At 35.1% G+C, this 20,950-nt stretch carries 18 protein-coding genes and 1 riboswitch; of the genes, 8 read left to right on the plus strand and 10 right to left on the minus strand.

Annotation, left to right across the window (positions count from 1 at the left end; translation table 11 throughout):
- Positions 1-177: 177 nt before the first annotated feature.
- From ndk to coaA, 8 genes are all read right to left on the minus strand, one after another.
- A complete protein-coding gene (gene ndk, locus J3U57_RS03085; RefSeq protein WP_267343831.1) occupies positions 178-603 on the minus strand; it encodes a nucleoside-diphosphate kinase in 426 nt (141 codons plus the stop codon).
- A gap of 13 nt (positions 604-616) precedes the next feature.
- Entirely contained in the window at positions 617-2,914 is a 2,298-nt protein-coding gene (gene pbpC, locus J3U57_RS03090; RefSeq protein WP_267343830.1) for a penicillin-binding protein 1C, read from the minus strand.
- Positions 2,915-3,008: 94 nt separating this feature from the next.
- A complete protein-coding gene (locus J3U57_RS03095) occupies positions 3,009-8,087 on the minus strand; it encodes an alpha-2-macroglobulin family protein (RefSeq protein ID WP_267343829.1) in 5,079 nt (1,692 codons plus the stop codon).
- Between the two features lie 260 nt (positions 8,088-8,347).
- Positions 8,348-9,019, minus strand: coding sequence for a 7-cyano-7-deazaguanine/7-aminomethyl-7-deazaguanine transporter (locus J3U57_RS03100; RefSeq protein WP_267333100.1), 672 nt, complete (start codon positions 9,017-9,019; stop codon positions 8,348-8,350).
- A 42-nt stretch (positions 9,020-9,061) separates the two neighbouring features.
- Positions 9,062-9,739, minus strand: a complete 678-nt coding sequence (gene queC / locus J3U57_RS03105; protein ID WP_267343904.1) for a 7-cyano-7-deazaguanine synthase QueC — start codon at positions 9,737-9,739, stop codon at positions 9,062-9,064.
- 14 nt (positions 9,740-9,753) lie between these two features.
- Positions 9,754-10,227, minus strand: a complete 474-nt coding sequence (queF, locus tag J3U57_RS03110; protein WP_065633549.1) for a preQ(1) synthase — start codon at positions 10,225-10,227, stop codon at positions 9,754-9,756.
- 4 nt (positions 10,228-10,231) lie between these two features.
- Positions 10,232-10,276: riboswitch (PreQ1 riboswitch) on the minus strand.
- Positions 10,277-10,403: 127 nt separating this feature from the next.
- Positions 10,404-10,856, minus strand: coding sequence for a DUF1090 domain-containing protein (locus J3U57_RS03115; RefSeq protein WP_267343828.1), 453 nt, complete (start codon positions 10,854-10,856; stop codon positions 10,404-10,406).
- 18 nt (positions 10,857-10,874) lie between these two features.
- Entirely contained in the window at positions 10,875-11,810 is a 936-nt protein-coding gene (gene coaA, locus J3U57_RS03120; protein ID WP_267333102.1) for a type I pantothenate kinase, read from the minus strand.
- Between the two features lie 169 nt (positions 11,811-11,979).
- Here coaA and yihI point away from each other — a divergent pair, with 169 nt between their 5' ends.
- Entirely contained in the window at positions 11,980-12,474 is a 495-nt protein-coding gene (gene yihI / locus J3U57_RS03125) for a Der GTPase-activating protein YihI (protein WP_267343827.1), read from the plus strand.
- A gap of 288 nt (positions 12,475-12,762) precedes the next feature.
- Positions 12,763-14,166, plus strand: coding sequence for an oxygen-independent coproporphyrinogen III oxidase (gene hemN, locus J3U57_RS03130; protein WP_267333104.1), 1,404 nt, complete (start codon positions 12,763-12,765; stop codon positions 14,164-14,166).
- A 41-nt stretch (positions 14,167-14,207) separates the two neighbouring features.
- Here the strand turns inward: hemN and rsmC are convergent, their stop codons facing one another.
- Positions 14,208-15,248 carry a 16S rRNA (guanine(1207)-N(2))-methyltransferase RsmC gene (gene rsmC / locus J3U57_RS03135; protein WP_267333105.1) on the minus strand — a complete coding sequence of 347 codons (1,041 nt, stop codon included), beginning with the start codon at positions 15,246-15,248 and terminating at the stop codon, positions 14,208-14,210.
- A gap of 90 nt (positions 15,249-15,338) precedes the next feature.
- On the opposite strand from rsmC, the gene J3U57_RS03140 reads away from it, so the two are divergent.
- The 6 genes from J3U57_RS03140 to cyaY all read left to right on the plus strand — a co-directional run bounded on the left by J3U57_RS03140 (position 15,339) and on the right by cyaY (position 18,630).
- A complete protein-coding gene (locus tag J3U57_RS03140; protein WP_267333106.1) occupies positions 15,339-15,746 on the plus strand; it encodes a DNA polymerase III subunit psi in 408 nt (135 codons plus the stop codon).
- Entirely contained in the window at positions 15,715-16,176 is a 462-nt protein-coding gene (gene rimI, locus J3U57_RS03145; protein WP_267333107.1) for a ribosomal protein S18-alanine N-acetyltransferase, read from the plus strand. Before J3U57_RS03140 ends, rimI begins: the two co-directional genes overlap by 32 nt.
- 17 nt (positions 16,177-16,193) lie before the next feature.
- Positions 16,194-16,829 carry a thiamine diphosphokinase gene (locus J3U57_RS03150; RefSeq protein WP_267343826.1) on the plus strand — a complete coding sequence of 212 codons (636 nt, stop codon included), beginning with the start codon at positions 16,194-16,196 and terminating at the stop codon, positions 16,827-16,829.
- A gap of 72 nt (positions 16,830-16,901) precedes the next feature.
- On the plus strand, positions 16,902-17,699 hold the full coding sequence (locus J3U57_RS03155) for a hypothetical protein (RefSeq protein ID WP_267343825.1): 798 nt from the start codon (positions 16,902-16,904) through the stop codon (positions 17,697-17,699).
- The gene (locus tag J3U57_RS03160) at positions 17,700-18,227 is read left to right on the plus strand and encodes a surface-adhesin E family protein (RefSeq protein ID WP_267343824.1); all 528 of its coding nucleotides are present in this window, start codon (positions 17,700-17,702) and stop codon (positions 18,225-18,227) included.
- A gap of 91 nt (positions 18,228-18,318) precedes the next feature.
- On the plus strand, positions 18,319-18,630 hold the full coding sequence (cyaY, locus tag J3U57_RS03165) for an iron donor protein CyaY (protein WP_267333111.1): 312 nt from the start codon (positions 18,319-18,321) through the stop codon (positions 18,628-18,630).
- Between the two features lie 63 nt (positions 18,631-18,693).
- Here cyaY and uvrD read toward each other — a convergent pair whose 3' ends face one another.
- A complete protein-coding gene (uvrD, locus tag J3U57_RS03170; RefSeq protein ID WP_267333112.1) occupies positions 18,694-20,922 on the minus strand; it encodes a DNA helicase II in 2,229 nt (742 codons plus the stop codon).
- Positions 20,923-20,950 lie beyond the last annotated feature (28 nt).

Consider the following 20,950-nt stretch of genomic DNA (forward strand, 5'->3'; position numbering starts at 1 on the left):
ATCCCCTATTTACTATATTTGCGCCGGCATTAATTATATATATTTTATTAAACTTATCTTTCATGTAAATTGAAAGGTGACGTATAGTGTAGATGATTAATCATAAATATTTTTAGATGTCTGTTTGTACAATATGTTGTTGCTAACTCGCATAACATCTTCATTTTATAAATCGCTTTAGCTTCCTATTATTTCATTTTCGACAAAAAAGTAAGCAATCTCTCTTTCGGCTGATGCTGCTGAATCCGAACCATGTACTGCATTTTCAGTCACACTGTCAGCAAAATCTGCTCGCAACGTGCCCGCAGCCGCTTTAGATAAATCGGTTGGCCCCATCAATTCACGATAACGTTTAATTGCATTTTCACCTTCAAGCACTTGCACAACAATTGCACCAGATGTCATAAATTTTACTAAATTGTCAAAAAACGGTTTACCTTGATGTTCAGCATAAAAGCCCGCCGCTTGTTCTTGTGTTAATTTCAACATTTTTAATGCAATGATATTCAATTTTGCTTGTGATATACGCGTTTCAATCTCACCAATTATCTGTTTACGAACTGCATTTGGCTTGATAATTGATAAAGTTCGTTCTATAGCCATAAGTTAATCCTCATTAATTGAAGCTAAATTTGACACGTGCAATTTGACCACTTTCATCTAACAATAATAAAAAGTGTTCACCTTTTTGTGATAAAGTGACTGCAACTTTATCACTATCCAACGAATGTGCAATAAGATTGCCATCTAAAAACCACCATTTTTCTCCATATCCCCCCTCTGGTGTTAAATCAACGGTGACTTGATTGTTGCCGGGCAATGCCCTAAGCAATTGTTTATCATTTAGTCCAACAATATTGAGTGACATAAAAACATCTTGCCCCATTACCGGACAACGTTTATCAATTGGTGGCAATAAAGCCCGTCTTTTCTCTTTGGTTAATAGAAAGTTTTCTAAGGATACTGGCCATAGCGCGACTTGTTTTTTTTGCGCGCCAGGGCAATCCGCCGCGACACGCTCACCTTGTTCATTAACCCAAATCGTTATCGAACCAGAACGATAAATATTATTTTTTAACTCACTATAGGTGCTTAATGTTGGTGGAACCATATTATTCAATACCCATGCTGTTTTTTGGCGGTGACAGTTTGCATCTGACTCAGGAAGCGGTTGCCCTAATGGCCAACAAATTTTTATAGATGATACTGATTCTGGTTTTGGATAAGCAATAAGTGGACGATTTAAACGGTTTTCTCGGTTTAATAAAATAGAATTAACATGTTGTAAAATTGGCATTGCAGAGATTGAACCATATTGCCCCACAACAGGTGTTCCATCAGGCCGCCCTACCCAAACGCCAATTAAATACCGTGGATTGATACCTATCGCCCAAGCATCACGATAGCCATAACTGGTTCCGGTTTTATAAGCTAATAAATTATTATTAATTAGCATTTGTCTTGTTATCCAAGCGCTACCATCTGAAATAAGGGGTTTAGTAATTAATGGCGCTTGTTGAGTAAAGCGCAAAGGACTCACCTCACCATGCCTTGCAAATGCACTATAAGCGCTGACAAGATTATCCATTCTTACAGAAGCGCCACCTAATATATAAGAGATATTCGGTTCATTTGCTATGGACGATAACGGTAAACCGATGCCAGCCAATTTACCGGCAAATCGTTTTGGCCCATATAACTCAATTAATTGTACCGCGGGTAAGTTTAATGATTTACTTAACGCATCCGATGCGCTAACCGGGCCATTAAATCCCTCATCAAAATTAGTGGGTCGATAATCAGTGGTAATACGTGGAACATCTTGGAGTAACGATTCTGAATGAATCATACCATCATCAATGGCAAAAGCATAAATGAAGGGTTTTAGTGTAGAGCCAGGCGATCTTAACGCACTAATCATATCCACTTGGCCAAAGCGCTCTTTGTCATTAAAATCAGCTGAACCGATATACGCTTTAACTGTCATATCAGTATGATCGACAACCAAAATAGCCAATGATGTTTTAGGCGGTAGTTGTGAGGCTCGATTGATGGCTAAATCTTCTAAATTATATTGAAGCGAAGCATCAATAGTGGAATGAATAATATCCTCATTCGGATATTTCTGTTTTAGACGATAAGCCAATAAAGGCGCCAACTGCGGTGCTTTTCGTGGATAGACCCAAACTTCGTCACGTCGGACTTGATCGATCAAATCATTAGGCCACACCTTATATTGCGCCAATCTATCTAATACTTTATCGCGAGCTTGCTTCGCTCTTTCAGGAAATCGATCAGGCCTCAATCGACTGGGCGCTTGAGGTAATACGGCTAATAATACAGCTTCACTTCTTGTTAACGCTTTGGGATGTTTACCAAAATAGGACCAGCTTGCTGCGCCAATACCCTCTATTGTGCCACCATAAGGAGCATGATTAATATATAAAGTTAAAATCTCCTTTTTACTATAATGTAATTCAAGTTGCAGGGTTCGAAAAAGCTGTTTTAGCTTACCGAGCAGTGTTCGATCATGTGGATATAATAATCTCGCCACTTGCATAGAGAGAGTACTGCCTCCGGAAATGATTCGATCATTAGCTATATTTTGCCAAGCTGCACGAACTAAAGAAACCGGATTGATACCGATATGATCGTAAAAATAACGATCTTCATAATTTAATAAAACGTCAAGATAATAGTCGGGCACTTCATCAAGGTTGACCGAATAACGCCAAACACCATTTTGGTCTGCAAATCGCCATAAGGGTGTTTCATCTTCAGCAACAACCGTTTGCGTAGTTTTATTTTGGGAAATAGATAATGGAAAAAGAGAATCAGCAATCAAAAAACTACCGACTAATAAAACCAATAATATCAATACAAATTTGAATAATTTATAGAAGTGTTTTTTCATTATCGTTGTTATGTGACCTTGCTAAATATACTTACAAATAAAAATTCCGCCAAATACTTTGGCGGAATAATCAGTTAAGTTTATTGATATTTGATTAATTTTGTTCCTTTTTCGGATTTGAAATTGTCATCAAATCAGGTGATTGTCCTATCGCAAAACGATCTGGACGATACATAGATTCAACATAGGGATAAGGAATCATATAATCGCCTGGCGTTACCGCTCTAACTAAATAAACGATACGTTTACGATAGGTATCACGCGCTACATATGTTTGCAGATTAACGGCGGCAACATATCTATCATCTCGATATTCTTGATATTTAATATCACTAATATCCTCACCTTTCATTAAATCAGCTATAGCAGGAATTGATGATAAATTTACGCTACTATTAGAAAGATTTTGATTTTCAAGTTCTAAACCTGCTGGTAAAAAATCAACAATCAATGCATCATTAACCGGTTTTTTAGCCGTTACATCTAGAACTACAACCATCATTGAACCAACCTCTAAAGTTGTTGGTGATATGTTATTACCCTGCAAATCGTAATAGCGTCGACTGATATTAAAGAAATCATCAGGTGACGTTGGTGCTGGTGCTATTTTGGAATAACCAGTAACAGAAAACTTAATATAAAGTGGTTCACCCGATTCTACATTATTAATCGTTAACCCTTGAGCTAACCCATCATAATCATAAGCGTGTGAAAAGGCCGAAGTCACTTCATTAACTTTACCATTTATCGACACGTTGAATTTATGACCAGTGCTATGTTGTTCTAATGACCAACCAGCAATAAACAATGCGTTTAGCTCTTGTGTTGAAAAATAGCGTTTATCATTTAATAACGCCGATAGATTAAATAAATAACTAGCTTGATTATTTTGAGCCATATTGTTATCTAACAGTAAAGAGAGTATTAATGCTCTATCACGTATTTCACTGCCGTAATTACCTAACCAGTTATTATTATACTGATATGGCGTGCTGAAAATTAATGGTATTAATTGTTCATAGATAGGTTGATAACCATTCAATTTTGCAGCAACTGCTAATTGCGCTAAAGGTAGTGGTGAATAGATAAATGATTTATCACTATTAATTTTGTCTGATAAATAATTTATCTCGTTACGCATTGCTGAGGTAATTTTATTTTGTTTAGTTAGCACCATTAATGCATAAGCTTTAATTGACAACTTAGTAAACTCAAGATTACGCGAATCTCCATAATAATTAAGATTATTAAATGCAGATGCATCATAAATATATTGACCTATGCGCGTCATTGCTAAATCAAGCGCTTTATCACTAACTTGATAACCCCGTTCTTTAGCTTGCAATAAGAAGTCAGTTGCATACACAGTCAACCAATGCTCTTCTTCGTTATGGCTATTCCATAAACCGAAGCTGCCGTTACTGCGTTGCATTGATAAGATACGTGAAATACCCAATTGTACTTTTTCACGACGTTTATCATCAGCATCGGTTTGAATGCCTAACTCTGCAAGTTGTTCACTATTGGCATATAGCGATGGGAATAAACCACTGGTTGTTTGTTCCAAACAACCGTAAGGATATGCAAATAATGCTTTGATATATTGAGCAATATTCAAGGGTGGTTGATTAGAGATAACCAACTGCCCAGCAACAGTGTTATCAATTAATCCCGTTAATGCTTGGTCTGGTAATTGCCAACTTTCATTGGCATTTAATGCTGCTACATAAGATCGCGTTGTACCAGCATAGGCTGGTCTTACGCCAATTGACCATGAACGTTCAATGTTAACCTCTGAATTACCTTCGAGTAAAATACCTTTGACCGCTATCGTCACTGAACCTGCACCATAACCATAATCCGCAATTACAGGAATTTGAATAATCTCTTTTTGTTTACTATCAAGTTTAACCGATATCGTTTGTGCTTCATTTTGCTTAATCAAACCCGCGGTTGATACTTCAATTTGCATAGTTTGTGTGCTATCAGTCAAATTATGCACATCTAACGCTAATACAGCGCGATCACCACCAGATAAAAATCGCGGCGTAGATAATTCAACCACAACCGGCGCGGCAACCTTCATTTTTTTATCCGCCTTACCAAAACGGTTATCATCCCATGCTTGCGCCATTATTCGTAGTTCACCATTAAAATTAGGTAAAGGTAAATTAATCTCACCTTCACCTTCGTCATTTAACTCAATGGTATTGAGTTGTTGTGCAACAATTTGAACGTCATTTGACGGTTTTTTCCCGCCAGCGCCCATCGCATCACCACCGAAGCTCATGTTAACATTACGGCCGGTAGCTTCAATTAATTTGCCATAGACATCATAAATATCGACATTATAACGTTTACGCCCTAAGAACCCAGCATAAGGATCGGGGGTGACATAATCAGTAATATTTAACACGCCAGAATCAACTGCTGAAACCAATACAGTCACTTTTTTATCTTTCTGGATAGATGATGGATCCATTTTAATTTTAATCGGCACAACGCTTTCTGGTTGTACTTGTACGGGTGCATCAATTGAAAAATTTAATTGACGATTAGCCGTATCAATCGGTAAATAAAGCAAACCAATTGCGCGTTTGACAGTTTGCACTGAAGCGTCCGTCGACGGGCGAACAATCATGGCACTAATGTAAATATCATGTCGTCCCCATTTTTCAATAGGAATGTCGACATCTAAACCTTCTTCACCCACTGTAATGGCTTTTTTCCAAATGGTGCCATCGTTGGTTTCAAGAGAAATATAGCCAGACCCTGCGACAGGTGCTTGGACATTAACTTTAGCGACATCGCCTGGATTGTAAGATGGCTTATCAATACTTAACTTAACTTGGTCTGGACGTACCGATTTAGTACCTTGAGTATTATCCTCCCAGTCATAACCAGACCAGAATCGAAAACTTGTTACGACTTGAGTGTTAGTATCGACAACTTCAACACGGTAAGACCCATAATCGGTTGGTTGATAGGCTATTTTTGTGGTACTGCCTGGCTCAATCGATAACTGATCTTCCGAAACGACAAACTCCTTGGAGTTGTAACTTTGGCTCCAGCCATCTACATCTGACCACACCCAATAATAATTATAACGCTCACGAATCAGTCTAGCTTTTAATGAATTTGTACCTAATTTTTCACCATGCGTATCAACGTAAGCGATTTCGAATTCAGCATTACTATTTATGTCTACAGTAGGACGCTGTAAATAATTATCGCTATTCCAATCATAATAAGGCGAGTCTTCAAATAATGCTCGAATTGCCGGCATTTTAGGTGCTGGCCAAATAGTTTGCGTTGCATAACGTGTAACCGGCCTACCGCCAGAATCTAGCAAACTAGCTTGTAAAACAACTTTGACAGGCGATTGCGTTTCGGACCAATAAACTTTCTTCACATCAATTTGAGTTAAGCCATCGTTATCTAACTCCAACCCTAAAGAATCTAGATCCTCATATAGATTATCATCAGTAACTGGACCAATTTTAAAATCAGCTAATCCAGCAATAGTGTCGGCTTTCTTTAAATAAAGATTCGCATCTAAGCGATTACCGGATGCAGGTGCGCCATATAAATACCAACCTTTGATATCAAAGGAAACATCTTCATCCTTTAGAATTGGCTCATCAGATACACTGTGAATTTCCATTGCCATACGTTCTGGCAAAAACTCTTCTACTTTGAAGTTCCATTGGCGAAAGTTATCATCACCTAAATTAAAACGAATTGTCCAATTACCTGTTGCGGCATCATCGGGAATAACAAACTGTTGTTGATATAAACCATTGGTATCTGCACGACTTTTTAAATGGAAAGTTTCAACAACTCGACCATTAGTCGATATCACCTCAGCGATGATGGGTTGTTCAGGTAATGGCTGACCATCTGCGTCGCGTAATAGTGCATTGAAATAGACGGTTTCTTTTGGACGATAAAGATCACGAGGGCCAAAAACAAACAATTGTTTTTGATAAAACGGCGTACCAGATAGATTGAAATCCGTTAAATTGAGTGCGTTTCGATCAATCGTCACAAATGAGGTTTGCTGGCCATCAGTAGCCGTCAATATGTTATAGGCAGAGCTTTTTGTTTTGGTAAATTCAGCATAACCATCTTTATCTGTTGTTGCTGTCAGGTTTTTACATGTTTTGTTACTATTTTCGGTTTGGCATAGCAGTGATAAATTAATATTGGCCAGTGGTTTACCGTTATCTAAACCATGAGCCATTACCGCTAATTTACCATTTTTATAGTGATGAAGTGAAACCCCAATATTACTTATTGAAAATATTGTTGCTGAGTTATATTCATTATAAGTTCCTGCTTGATTAATTACCGCAATATAAACCCCTTCTTGATTGAGTTTAGTAATGTTAGAAAGGTTAACGATAATGGTTTCTTGAGCATTCGGTTTAGGATTAAGATCAAATCTTGAGGAATAAACTAAGTCAGTAAATTCGCTCATTTCTTGCGAACGCCAAATGGATAACATATTAATAAAGCCATAATTATCGATCAAACTGGATAATTTTTCTGGCTTAATTTTGAAAAAGTTTATATCAACTTTGTCAACATTGAGCGTGGTAATAGGTAACCCACTCATCGATTTACTTGGTAATAATAATCCAGTACTTGCAAAGCCGACTGTTGGCTTACGGTCTTGAGTGGTTATCTCGGTTTGATAAACTTCGGGTAAATGACTATCATTAATAGCTGATAACATTTTATCAATAGTTAAAACTAATTTACGATCTGGTTGAAGATAACGAAGTTTTAATTCAAGGCCATTATCAGACAACTCCCAAGCGCCATCAACCACACCACTCTCTTTGTCAACCAATCTCAATAAATTTGAAAAATTCAATTTTGGATTGATAGGAACAGAAAACGTCACAACTAAAGTACTTGTACCATCAATAATAACTTCTGAACTATCGATAACTTTTAGGCTTTTACCTTTATATTTTTCAATTAATTCAGGTGTTGGATTAAACGAACTATGAGATTGCGAATTACCATTCGAATTATGCGTAGTATTATCTGTAATTAATTCCGTTTTATTAGTACTTTCTAAATCGACAGTTTTCTCTTTTTGATCGTCACAAGCACATAACGTCAAAAACAAACCTAACACAGCCAACTGTTTTATCAATCTCATTTTTTCATCTAATCCTTACTATTACAGGTAAATATACTTGTTATTTTATTGTCAATATTATGTCCTATTGCATAAACATTAGCAAAGAATCTTTATCAAGATTTTTAGCCGATCTTGAGATAAATAAATTTTTTAAATTAGTAAAAAAATTGGCAGAACGAGGTTATTGAAGGAGGATTATGACATTTAGAACTTATCATGAGGCCAATAAGCTCTAAATATCTATATTTTCTAATATTATTCGATAATTAATAGCTGATTTACGATGTTTTGATAATTAATTTTTTTAAGATAAAGTTCAAAATAATGCCATAAAGCGGTAAAAAGAATAAGCCACAGATAATAATTTTAAAACTATAATCGATAGCGGCAATTTCAACCCAATGCGTTGCCATAAACTCATCGCTCGTTTTATAAAATGCGATCGCAAAAAAGACAATCGTATCAATACCATTACCTAATACAGCTGATGCCGAAGGTGCTACCCACCATGCTCTATTTTTACGTAAATAATTAAACACAGTAATATCCATCAATTGCCCAACTAAATAAGCGGCAAAACTGGCTAAGGCAATACGGAAAACAAAACTGTTAAAATCAGACAAAGCTGAAAATCCCATCCAATGCCCTTCAAAAAATACAACCGAAATGGAATAAGAGAACAGTAATGCCGGTATCATAACAACAAAGATAATTTTTCTGGCAAGACTAGCACCAAATACCCGAATGGTTAAATCGGTAGTCAGAAAGATAAATGGAAAGGTAAAAGCCCCCCAAGTGGTATGAAACCCGAAGATATCAAACGGGATTTGCACCAAATAATTACTTGAAGCAATAACCAAAATATGAAAAAACGAAAGCCAGCCAAGGGCTTTCATTTGTTGCGTGTGAGTAAATTTGCTTGTTTGCTCTGAATGCGTGTTCAGATACATAAATTTTCCTTTTTTATGGGGTGAGTGAACCCAGTATGACAATTAATTTGAATGATTAAGGTATTGGTTTAAACCTTTCTCGCGAAGAATGCAGCTAGGACACTTACCGCATCCACCCTCTACGCCATAATAGCAAGTATGGGTATGGTTTCGGATATAATCCAAATAACCCAGCTTATCGGCCATTTCCCATGTTTGCACTTTGGTAAGATACATTAAAGGCGTTTTAATATTAAAAGCGTAATCCATAGCTAAATTCATTGACACATTCATCGATTTGATAAAGATATCTCGACAGTCCGGATAACCACTAAAATCAGTTTCACATACGCCAATAATAATATCTTTAATACCTTGTTGTTTGGCATAACAGCCTGCTAACAATAAAAATAGCATATTGCGCCCATCAACAAAGGTATTAGGATAATCCCCATCTTTGGCAGCTTTAATTTCCTGCGCGTCATCAATCAACGCATTATTGGTCGTTTGTTTGATCACTGAAGTGTCGATGACGGTTTGTTTCACACCAAGATCGTCAGCAATCCATTTCGCTTTTTCAAGTTCAATGGCATGTCGTTGACCATATTGAAAACTAATGGTTTCGACGTTTTCACGTCCATAATCTGCAATGGCTTGCAGTAAACAGGTGGTAGAATCTTGCCCACCAGAAAATATCACTAGTGCTTTACGATTTTGCATTTTTAACTGTTCCGATTTGATTTTTTCGACAAAAATTAGCGATTATCAACTTTTTCAGGATAAAGATCGTGATTAGCCAAACGGTTCATCGCTATCTGCTCCCAATTGGTGCCAGCTTTACCATAATTGGCATAAGGATCGATAGAGATACCACCGCGCGGTGTAAATTTTCCCCAAACCTCAATATATTTAGGATCCATTAACTTAATCAGATCTTTCATGATGATATTAATGCAATCTTCATGATAATCGCCATGATTACGAAAACTAAATAGATACAGTTTGAGTGATTTACTCTCCACCATCTTAATATTTGGTACATACGAAATATAAATCGTAGCAAAATCCGGTTGACCGGTTATCGGACAAAGACTGGTAAATTCCGGGCAGTTAAATTTAACAAAATAATCATTACCAGGATGTTTATTATCGAAGGTTTCTAAAATATTTGGACAATAGTCTGTTGGATAGCGAACTGATTGGTCGCCAAGTAGTGTAATTTTGCTCATTAAATTTTCCTTAGTTTTTTAGCGTGGGAGGTTCACGAACCACGTAGTAAGGCGCACACCTTACTATTTTTGATGGCAAAAGTCTAGGATAATAGCTGTCTAACGTGATGTTAAAAACGCTATCAATATTAAAATTGATAGCGTGAAGATAAAAAATAAGTAGGTTAGCAATTCATCTATTTAATTGTTACTTGTTGATAATAATCAGCAAGTTTTTGTTTAGCGTCCGCTAATTCTTGTTCGGCTTTTTGTACTTTTGCTTTTAACTTATCAATTTTTTCTTGATCGAACTTTTTACTATTTTTAGCGTATTTTTCAGTCTTTTGAGCTAATTCGTTTTTTCTTTCAGCAACTTTATCCGTTTTTTCGGCAATATCTTGCTTATATTTTGACTCTAAATCGGCATTACTACAATGCGTATTAACTTCATCAAGCGCTTTCTCAAGCCCGTTAATTTTATGGCTGTTATTATGGCTTTTAGCTTGTTCAATTTCGGCTTGAATAGCCTGCTTTTTGCTTTCACAAGTTAGCCCTTCAGATTGATGATTTTGCGCAAAGCTGTTCATTGAGCAGGTTGTGACCAAAGTCAACATACTTAATTTACTGACTAACTTTATTACTTTTTTCATATTCATTTCCCCAATTGTTTATTTTCTCAGTTGTATACAATCAACTTTATGATCTTTCCCTTTGGTTAGAATCAAACTTGCTCGTTCCCGTGTTGGCAAAATATTTTCGATCAAATTTAATTCATTAATTTCTCGCCAAAGGCGGTTAGCAATATTCACAGCTTCTTGTTCTGGCAACTGTGAATAATGGTGAAAATAGGAATTAGGATCACTAAATGCCCCAGCTCTAAATTTCAAAAATCGATTGACATACCAATCATGTAATAACGGTAATTGTGCATCGACATATATTGAAAAATCGACATAATCAGAAACAAATACCCGATTGTTAGCTTGAGTATAATTGACTAAACCTTGTAAAACATTTAATCCTTCAAGAATTAAAATGTCGGGACTGTCTATAATAATTTCTTCATTTTCGACAATGTCATAAACTAAATGCGAATAAACAGGGGCACTGACCTGTTTTTGCCCTGACTTAATGTCAGCAACAAAATTAATCAATTTTTTGATATCATAAGATTGTGGAAAGCCTTTTTTATTCATTATTCCACGTTGTTCAAGACATTTATTTGGATACAAAAATCCATCGGTTGTCACCAATGCAACTTTGCGATGTTCAGGCCAACGTGTCAAAAGCGCCTGTAATACTCGAGCAGTGGTGCTTTTACCGACAGCCACACTACCTGCGATACCAATAATATAAGGGATTTTCTGACTTTTACCTAAAAATTTTGATAACACAACCTGCCTAGAAAGGCTATTACTAATATAGTAATTAAGTAGTCGAGATAAAGGCAAATAGATTTCACTTACCTCATCCATCGATAAATCTTCATTAATTCCTTGTAACGAAGTTAATTCTTCGGAAGTTAAAGTCATTGGTACCGCATTACGCAAACTTGCCCACTCTTTACGGCTAAATTGCATATAAGGACTCAAATGATTCTTCATATTTTACTTTTCTCTTTGATGATTAATGCAAAAATAATCGGTTCAGATTATACATAATTCTTATTTTTTACAATCACAAATTAGCATTGATGCTTCATCGTAGCTATCTAAGTGAGTTACTGATAAAATATAAACGTAAAATTTAACTTGAATATAAAATTGAGATTATATGTTAAAAACTAAATCGAAGCTAAAACCCAAAAAAAGCCGTCAAGAAATAAATGAAGAGTCGCGTGAACTGAAACGCAAACGTAAACATAAAGGTTTACCGAGCGGTTCACGTTTTAATGGTCAAGATAATAATCAACATAAAAAATCATCCAATACCATTAAAGATCCGCGAATTGGTAGTAAAAAGCCAATTGCCTTAGTTGCGGATGATGCAACAAGCAAACCTGTTTTAGTCAAAGAGTCAAAACCAATAAAAAAACGCTTATCCCCTCAAGAAGAGTTAGAACAATTAGAAAATGATGCAAAATTAGAGCAACTACTTGATTTAGTCGAAAGTGATAGTAAATTAACCAAAGAGCAACAGTCATACCTTGATAGCAAACTAAACCGTATAGAAGAGCTGATGCAACAGCTTGGTTATAGTGATGATGATTTTGATGATGAACAAGATGAAGCGAAAGACGATATCGTCAATTTATTAAAACGTCATTAAAAATCGATTAAATGATCATAATCCGACGTGAATGTGATTATAAAGTATTTAAGTCATATCAATTAAAATACAGCGATTTTAATTGATATGACCTTAAAATCGGTATTGTTCAATACAAATCAGCTTAGATAAATAATGAGAACATAATGCCATTACTAATAATGCTTAGTTTATATTTTGGATTATTGATTTGTACGCTACTATTTTTAAAAAAAACCAATCGTATAAAAAATAGAACCAAAATCAAAACTAAACAAAAACCAATTAAAAAAAATCATGGAAATAGCAATGTTAGATGCCGAATTAAATAAAAATAATAATAAAATTCAAACGCAATTATGGGATCAAAGATTAATTGAAAAATATAATTATTCTGGTCCGAGATATACATCATACCCAACAGCGCTCGAATTTAATGAAAATTTTAATGACCAAGATTTTTTAGCGGCGGCCAATCGTTATCCCGATAGACCATTATCGCTTTATGTTCATATCCCTTTTTGCCATAAGCTTTGTTATTTTTGTGGTTGTAACAAACTAGTTACCCGCCAGACTCAAAAAGTTACTAAATATTTAGATATACTCGATATTGAAATTGAAAAGCGATCACAACTATTCAAAAACCGTATTGTCTCGCAAATGCATTGGGGCGGCGGTACCCCAACCTTTTTGACCAACGATGAAATTACCCGCCTGATTGTTTCGCTAAGAAAGCATTTCAATTTCGCGCAAAATGCTGAACTGTCAATTGAAATTGACCCACGGGAAATTACTCCTCAAACTATTGATCATCTTGCTAGCCTCGGATTTAATCGACTGAGTATGGGAATTCAAGATTTTAATCACGAAATTCAAAATTTAATTAATCGTGAACAAGATGAAAATCTAATCCGCTCATTAATTAAGCAAGCACGTAAAAATCATTTCCATTCAATTAGCTTGGATCTAATCTATGGATTACCTAAACAAACAGTAGAAAGTTTTACCGAAACCTTAAATAAGGTTATCGATATTTCACCAGATCGATTGAGTGTCTTTAATTATGCTCATCTTCCTAGTCGTTTTGCCGCTCAGCGAAAGATCAAAGATCAGGATTTACCTAACGCTAATCAAAAATTGCAGATTTTACAAACCTGTATCGAAAAATTAACCCAAGCTGGTTATCAATTTATCGGTATGGATCACTTTGCTAAACCCACTGATGAACTGGCAATCGCGCAGCAGCAAAATAAATTGCACCGCAATTTTCAAGGTTATACCACGCAAGGTGATGCTGATTTACTGGGACTTGGTGTATCGGCAATTAGCATGCTGGGTGATAGTTATGCGCAAAATCAAAAAGATCTAAAAATTTATCAAAACCAAGTTGAACAAACTGGCAATGGTTTATGGAAAGGCTTTAATTTAAATAATGATGATATTATTCGGCGTGATGTGATTAAACAGCTTATTTGTCATTTTTATTTAGACAAAAAACAAATAGAGCAAAAATTTACTATTCAGTTCGATGATTATTTTGCGCAAGACTTATCTTTACTCAAACCATTACAACAAGATGGTCTGGTCATGATTAGTGATGATACCATTGTTGTACAACCCAAAGGACATTTATTAATTCGTAATATATGTATGTGTTTTGATAGTTATATGCGCCGTATGGCAAGACAGCAACAATTCTCACGCGTGATCTAGTTCACTTTACTCACGCATGAATATTCGATTATCATTACTTATTAATGACTGGCTAAATAGACTTTAAATTTTGTCGTTTGTGCTATCACTTCTACACTCTTAAACGTGTCATTTAAAATCGTTTGATAGGGTAAAAATGAGTTTGCTACTATGCACAAATAACCATTCAATTTTAAATGTTTTTTGGCTTGGCTAATTAAAGCATTAACCGCAGTATAATCGGTCTGCTTGCCATCATGAAAAGGCGGATTTGATATAATCAAATGGTATTTATCATTCAAATTAGAAAAAACATCACTGGCAACAACACTGGCTGATAAATGATTACTCGCTAACGTTGCTTTGCTTGATTCTAATGCCGCACTATTAACGTCAGACAGTGTTAACGTAATATCAGGATATAATTTAGCAAGCACTGTTGCCAAAATACCCGAGCCACATCCGACATCTAAAACATGTCCTTTAACAATGTCTGCATGTTCCATCAATGCATTTAATAGCAATTCACTACCCGCATCTAACCCTTTTTGGCTAAATACGCCTGGTAAACTTTTCACTTCAATGTCGTGATTATCGATTGTTAAATGATAGCTCAACCACCATTTTTCAAACTCAAAGGCCAAACGATGATCGGCTTGAAAATGATATAAACTGCAACGTCTGGCACTATCTATTTTTTGGATGGAACCAAACTCATTTAACAAAGCTTCAACACTTTTAATCCCTGAGCGGTTTTCACCAACAATAAAAATATCACTCCCTTTAGCCATGTTATGTAATAAGTAAGACAACTGAAACTGCGCTTCACTTTTTGTTTTTGGCCAATAGTAGATGACCGTATCCATGTTTGTGTAAAAGGTAGAATCAGGTAGCAAAGCAAAAAGCGTTTCGACCTTATGGGTGTAATTTTTTAGTCGTAAATAGGTATGAAACTGAGAACAATGAATTTTGATGTTATGCGCCGAAAAACTTGCCGGATAACTGTCTTGAATATCGCCAGCAAAGATAACATTTTTATTGTTAAAGATACTCTCGTGTCGCTCTATTACTTGACTTGCTGGTGTAAAAGCAGATGTTGCCATATTACCTCAATGAAAAAACCTTTATAAATTTAGCCGTTGATTATACAATTAACGTCCCTTAATCTCTAACAAAAAAACACTTTCTTAATCATGACTGAACAAGATTGGTATTTAAAGCAATGTAATATCACACAATATGTTTTGCGTGATGCAGCGGCGTTCAAAGGTGAACTTGCAACACATATTAGTGATGAAATCCGCTTAATTGTTGTTGCAGAACAAAAGCCAACACAAAAAATATATCAGGATATTTTAAATGCCATTAGTCTTAGCACTGAACATGTATTGGTGCTTACGCCATCGCAACTCATTATTCCTGCTAATGAAATAAATAAAGTGGTATGGTTTATTGATATTCAACCAGATGAATCGTGGCAAAATCAGTTAGTGATTCAAACAACGAATTTAGATGCCTTAGCCAATGCACCACAACAAAAACGCCAGCTTTGGCAACAATTATGTCAATATGAAAACTATTTCCATCCTAAACAAGCATGATTTATCAGAAGCTTATGCATTAGAACAACTTTGCCATCCTATTGCATGGTCTAAACAGACGTTCTTCTCTAACCAAGGCGATCATTATTTAAATTTGAAGCTCACGATTAATAACAAAATAATTGGATTTTGCATATGCCAATTAGTGGCCGATGAAGCAAACTTATTTAATATCGCGATACATCCTAAGTTTAGAAAACAAGGATTAGCAAAAGCGTTGCTCAACTGCCTTATTGACAAGTTAACGACAATCAACCCATCTAACCCTATCACCACGCTTTGGTTAGAAGTTCGACAATCAAATAAGGCCGCTATTTTGTTGTATCATTCACTTGGTTTTAATCAAATTACGATTAGAAAAAATTATTATCCAACTACAGATGGTAAACAAGAAGATGCAATCATTATGGCTTTGACATTAGCCTTATAAAACAGAGGAATATAAGAATGCAAAACCATACCGCATTACTATTTGTTAATGGGGAGCCGCCAAAGCACTACCCTAACACTAGCGATAATTATTGCTGTATAGCGGCAACTGACGGAGCATATCATAATTATTTATCATCAACATCAATCATTCCCAATTATATTATTGGTGATTTAGATAGTTTTCACCGTGATCGCAACACACCAAACACGACTCAAGTGATTCACACGCCTGATCAAAATAAAACTGACTTTGAAAAAGCGATGTTATTTTTAGCCGATAAAGGAATAAAACGCTTTATTGTGTATGGTGCCTGCGGTCATGCTAGTGATCATTTTTTAGGTAACTTATCAGTTGCAAAACAATATCATCAACAATTTGATATCACTTTTTATGATAATTATTGCCATTTCTTTTTTGCTAAACACCAGCAAGTTCTCACCGGTATAAAAAATCGAATTATCTCATTGATGCCTTTTCCAAAAGTAATCAAATTATCTATTGATGGTGTTCAATATCCGCTGACTAATGCAACGTTGAAGTTAGGCGAATTAACGAGTTTACGAAATAAGGCAATCAGTGATTTAGTAAAAATATCATTTAAAAATGGTAGTTTACTTATCTTCATTGAAGATTTACATACAGATGATTGACAACATTATTTACATTACTTTACAATACTTTACACACATTGGCAGAAGAATTATTATAAAAGGATCCTCTCCATGCTTATAAAGAAACTTTCGGTTTTTATTTGCTCTTCATTACTTTCTTGCATGGTTATTGCACAAAATGCAGCAAAAGAGAATAACACAGATGAGATAATTGATTCATTTCTTCAATGCGATAGTCAATTTTTTGAACAGTTAGCTAAAAATAAGAAATATTTTAGCCAATATGCCGACTTAGATTCGTTTGAAAATATTGCCTATATTCCCGTTCAATCAATGGAATATGATAATAGCAATACAACAATGTTGAAAAAACCAATTAAATATAAAGGATTAACAATAGTTGGTTATCAAAACATCTATATTCCCACTACATTATCTGGCAAATTTTATTATTGGGGATTTATCTTTAATAATAATTTAGATGAAGTTAAAAATAATTTAAAAAACCTCAACTGGTTACCTTACAATAATCAAGTCTATATCGCTAATCCTAAAATTTATGATCAAAAAAATAAAGCCCTTCTTTGGCAGGATAACCCATACTCAATTGATATGGTTATTCCACGACTTTGGACGGTTGAAAAATCACTCTATTTAGAAAATATTGCCGATAATCAGAGCCGAATAGCTTGTTCAATTCAAGGCGATATAGAAAAAGATATTCTTTATTTAACTCGCCCAGACATGAAACCCTTAGATGCTAAAATTGAAGCTAAACGTCAAGAAAAAATTAAAGCTTATAAGCTAAAAAAACAAAAAGAGAATGAAGAAAATCTAAAATCTCAACAAAAGAAAGACATGAGTAAAACATCAACAGAAAATAAATCAAAAGGCGGGGATAAGATTTAAATGAAAAAATTATATTTATTATTGATTCTGTCTTCTTTTTCTGCGTTTGGTAATAGTGTCGATACTAAAATAGCACCAATCAATGATACTGTTGACGAAAAAACAACATCAGACGTAAATGAAATTTTACATAATGAACACGTTGGTCAGCAATTTATTTCGATAAGTAAATCTAAAGACGACAAATCCACTGGTTATTCATTCATTGATAGAACATCTATTGCCCTCCACCCTTACAACAAACGAATTCGAGTATTTTCGCAAATTGTCAACTATACGCCAGCAATCGAACAAGATAATAGTGATGGTAATAAAATTTCATATCGCTCATTAGTCATTGAACAATTTGCAAATTGTGACAAAATGGAGATGGCTAAAGGAAATATACAGTTATTTGCAAATTACTTCGGCGAAGGTGATTTAATCGGTACTAATGATACTCCAAACCGCTGGGTCGCAATGACAAATAATGACGATGAACTACGCCGATTACTCATTGTTGCCTGCTCTTTACCTATTACTGAATAAATACAGATAACTATTTGACTGCCACTTGATTGTGGCAGGTTAATAGGGTTTATGTTAAAATCTTTTCATTGTCCATTTAGATTATTTTTCTATGAATATAACCGAATTTCATACTATTACCGATCAACTTTATAATCAGATCGAGCTTTTTTTAGATAAATTTGCTGACGAACAAGACATAGATATTGACTACGAAACTAATGGCAATGTTATTACGATCAGTTTTCCTAATCACAGTAAAATTATTGTCAATACTCAAGAGCCGCTTTTCCAAATTTGGTTAGCTACAGCTAAACAAGGATACCATTTTGATTATGTCAATAAGCAATGGATTTGTAATCGTACAGATCAATCTTTTGATAAAATTTTTACCGAATCAGTACAAGAACAAGCAAGGTTGTAAAGTGTAATTCAACAAGGCTAAATATTGCACTTTGTCCTTGTTGAATCAGAATTTTTAAACTTTTTATAGTAATGTAAGATTTGCCAGTTTAACCACTAACCATTTTATTCCTTCATTAATAAAAGCAATCTGCACTCGTCTATGATCGCCTTCACCATCTAAATTAATGATTGTACCTTCACCAAATCGTTGATGTTTAACCTTGCGACCTAATACATAACCATCACTTTCACGTTGCTTTTCAAGGTAAGACTTTTTACGTTCTTGATAAAATTGTGCATCATGACTTAAATCATCAGATTTAAATTCTGATGAAGTTATCATACCTCGATAACTGACCTCATTAAGGTTTTCAACCGGTAATTCACTCAAAAAACGTGATGGTAAGTTACGTTCTTCACGCCCATAAAGTCGTCTTAATTCACATAACGTTAACGTTAAATGTTTTCGAGCTCGAGTAATACCAACGTATGCCAAACGGCGCTCTTCTTCCATTTTATCATTATCTTTAATAGAGCGTTGTGCTGGGAATATGCCTTCTTCTAAGCCAACGATAAACACATTATCAAACTCCAGTCCTTTAGCAGCGTGGAGTGTCATTAGTTGAACAGAATCTTGCTCTTTAATCACATCACGGCTTTCAAGTGAGGTAAAAGCTAAAAATGACTCTAATACTGTTAATGTTTTACCGGTTTGGCTATCTTCAATTACAGTATTTTCATTGATTTTAAAAAACTGTTCTGCTGCCGAAACCAGTTCTTCAAGGTTTTCTAATCTTGATTGACCTTTTATTCCTGGCTCTTGCTCATACATTTGCTGTAAACCAGATAAACGAATCATGACATCAAGCTGTTTATAAAAAGGTAACAAACCGACTTCATCATAGATTGAATCCATCAATTGTAAAAAGCGACTGAGTCCTGAACGCTGACGTTCAGTTAGCGAATTACTTTGGATTAACATTAAGCAAGCATCCCATAATGAAAGACTATGTTGCTTAGCTGTTAGCCTGACTTTATCAAGCGTGACATTGCCAATACCTCTTGTAGGGGTATTTATCGTAGTTTCAAAAGCCATGTCATTATTATGATCATGTAATAATCGTAAATAAGCTAAAGCCAATTTGACTTCTTGCCGCTCATAAAAGCGAATAGAACCATAAATTTGGTAAGGCACGCCTGATTGCAATAACGTATCTTCAAAAATTCGTGATTGCACGTTGTTTCGATATAATATGGCACAACTCGCGTAGTTTTCACCATTTTCATGGTGTTTTTTTATTTGACCAACTACAAATCGGGCTTCATCAATGTCATTAAAACCAACATAAAGTGAGATTTTTTCGCCATCACCACTATCTGTCCATAAATTTTTACCGAGTCTATTTTGGTTTTTAGCGATTAATATATTGGCTGCATCTAATATATTACTTGTTGAACGGTAATTTTGCTCTAAACGGATAATGTCAGAATCTGGATAATCATGAATAAATAATTGTAAATTGTCAGCATTCGCGCCTCGCCAGCTATAGATAGATTGATCGTCATCACCAACAATCATAACATTGGCAGTATGACCAGCCAGTTTTCGCACTAATCGGTATTGAATCAAATTAGTGTCTTGAAATTCATCAATCAAAATATTGGAAAAACGGTGATGACAATAATTTAACACATCATCATTTTGGCAAAGTAATTCGTAAACTCTTAAAATTAATTCTGAAAAATCAACATATCCTACTCTATCACAAATAGCTTGATAATCGCGATAGATGGTTTGCCACATGATTTGTTTAGGATCTTCAGGCGTGATATCATTAGCACGAAAACCTTTTTCTTTTTGGTTTGATATAAACGCAGCGCACTCTTTTGCCGACCACTGTTTTTCATCAATTTTCAATTCTCGAAAAATGCGTTTGATAAGCCGAATTTGATCTTCAGAGTCAATCAATTGAAAATTCGATGGCAACTTAGCTTGCTGGGCAAACATACGTAATAATCGGTGTGTTAATCCATGAAAGGTACCAATCCACATACCACTAAAGTACCCTTCTCCAACTAATGCTTCGATACGCTCTTGCATTTCTGCGGCAGCTTTATTGGTAAAGGTAACGGCAAAAATTGAATTAGAAGGGTATTGTTTTTCCATGCAGAGCCAAGCAATACGATGAACCAAAACGCGAGTTTTCCCACTTCCCGCACCTGCTAACACAACGGTATATTGGTTATCAGTAGTCACTGCATTTTTTTGTTCGGTATTTAGGTCGTCTAATAATGATTGTCTAATTTCCATTATAAATTAACCCATTTTGATAATACAA

The sequence above is a fragment of the Gilliamella sp. B3464 genome (assembly GCF_026536145.1).
In the GTDB taxonomy this organism is placed as follows: Bacteria; Pseudomonadota; Gammaproteobacteria; order Enterobacterales; family Orbaceae; genus Gilliamella.

Bases quoted from the DNA above. Each gene is read 5' to 3' on its own strand.
- ndk (WP_267343831.1), bottom strand. From the start codon at position 603: ATGGCTATAGAACGAACTTTATCAATTATCAAGCCAAATGCAGTTCGT.
- pbpC (WP_267343830.1), bottom strand. From the start codon at position 2,914: ATGAAAAAACACTTCTATAAATTATTCAAATTTGTATTGATATTATTG.
- J3U57_RS03095 (WP_267343829.1), bottom strand. From the start codon at position 8,087: ATGAGATTGATAAAACAGTTGGCTGTGTTAGGTTTGTTTTTGACGTTA.
- J3U57_RS03100 (WP_267333100.1), bottom strand. From the start codon at position 9,019: ATGTATCTGAACACGCATTCAGAGCAAACAAGCAAATTTACTCACACG.
- queF (WP_065633549.1), bottom strand. From the start codon at position 10,227: ATGAGCAAAATTACACTACTTGGCGACCAATCAGTTCGCTATCCAACA.
- J3U57_RS03115 (WP_267343828.1), bottom strand. From the start codon at position 10,856: ATGAAAAAAGTAATAAAGTTAGTCAGTAAATTAAGTATGTTGACTTTG.
- coaA (WP_267333102.1), bottom strand. From the start codon at position 11,810: ATGAAGAATCATTTGAGTCCTTATATGCAATTTAGCCGTAAAGAGTGG.
- yihI (WP_267343827.1), top strand. From the start codon at position 11,980: ATGTTAAAAACTAAATCGAAGCTAAAACCCAAAAAAAGCCGTCAAGAA.
- hemN (WP_267333104.1), top strand. From the start codon at position 12,763: ATGTTAGATGCCGAATTAAATAAAAATAATAATAAAATTCAAACGCAA.
- rsmC (WP_267333105.1), bottom strand. From the start codon at position 15,248: ATGGCAACATCTGCTTTTACACCAGCAAGTCAAGTAATAGAGCGACAC.
- J3U57_RS03140 (WP_267333106.1), top strand. From the start codon at position 15,339: ATGACTGAACAAGATTGGTATTTAAAGCAATGTAATATCACACAATAT.
- rimI (WP_267333107.1), top strand. From the start codon at position 15,715: ATGAAAACTATTTCCATCCTAAACAAGCATGATTTATCAGAAGCTTAT.
- J3U57_RS03150 (WP_267343826.1), top strand. From the start codon at position 16,194: ATGCAAAACCATACCGCATTACTATTTGTTAATGGGGAGCCGCCAAAG.
- J3U57_RS03155 (WP_267343825.1), top strand. From the start codon at position 16,902: ATGCTTATAAAGAAACTTTCGGTTTTTATTTGCTCTTCATTACTTTCT.
- J3U57_RS03160 (WP_267343824.1), top strand. From the start codon at position 17,700: ATGAAAAAATTATATTTATTATTGATTCTGTCTTCTTTTTCTGCGTTT.
- cyaY (WP_267333111.1), top strand. From the start codon at position 18,319: ATGAATATAACCGAATTTCATACTATTACCGATCAACTTTATAATCAG.
- uvrD (WP_267333112.1), bottom strand. From the start codon at position 20,922: ATGGAAATTAGACAATCATTATTAGACGACCTAAATACCGAACAAAAA.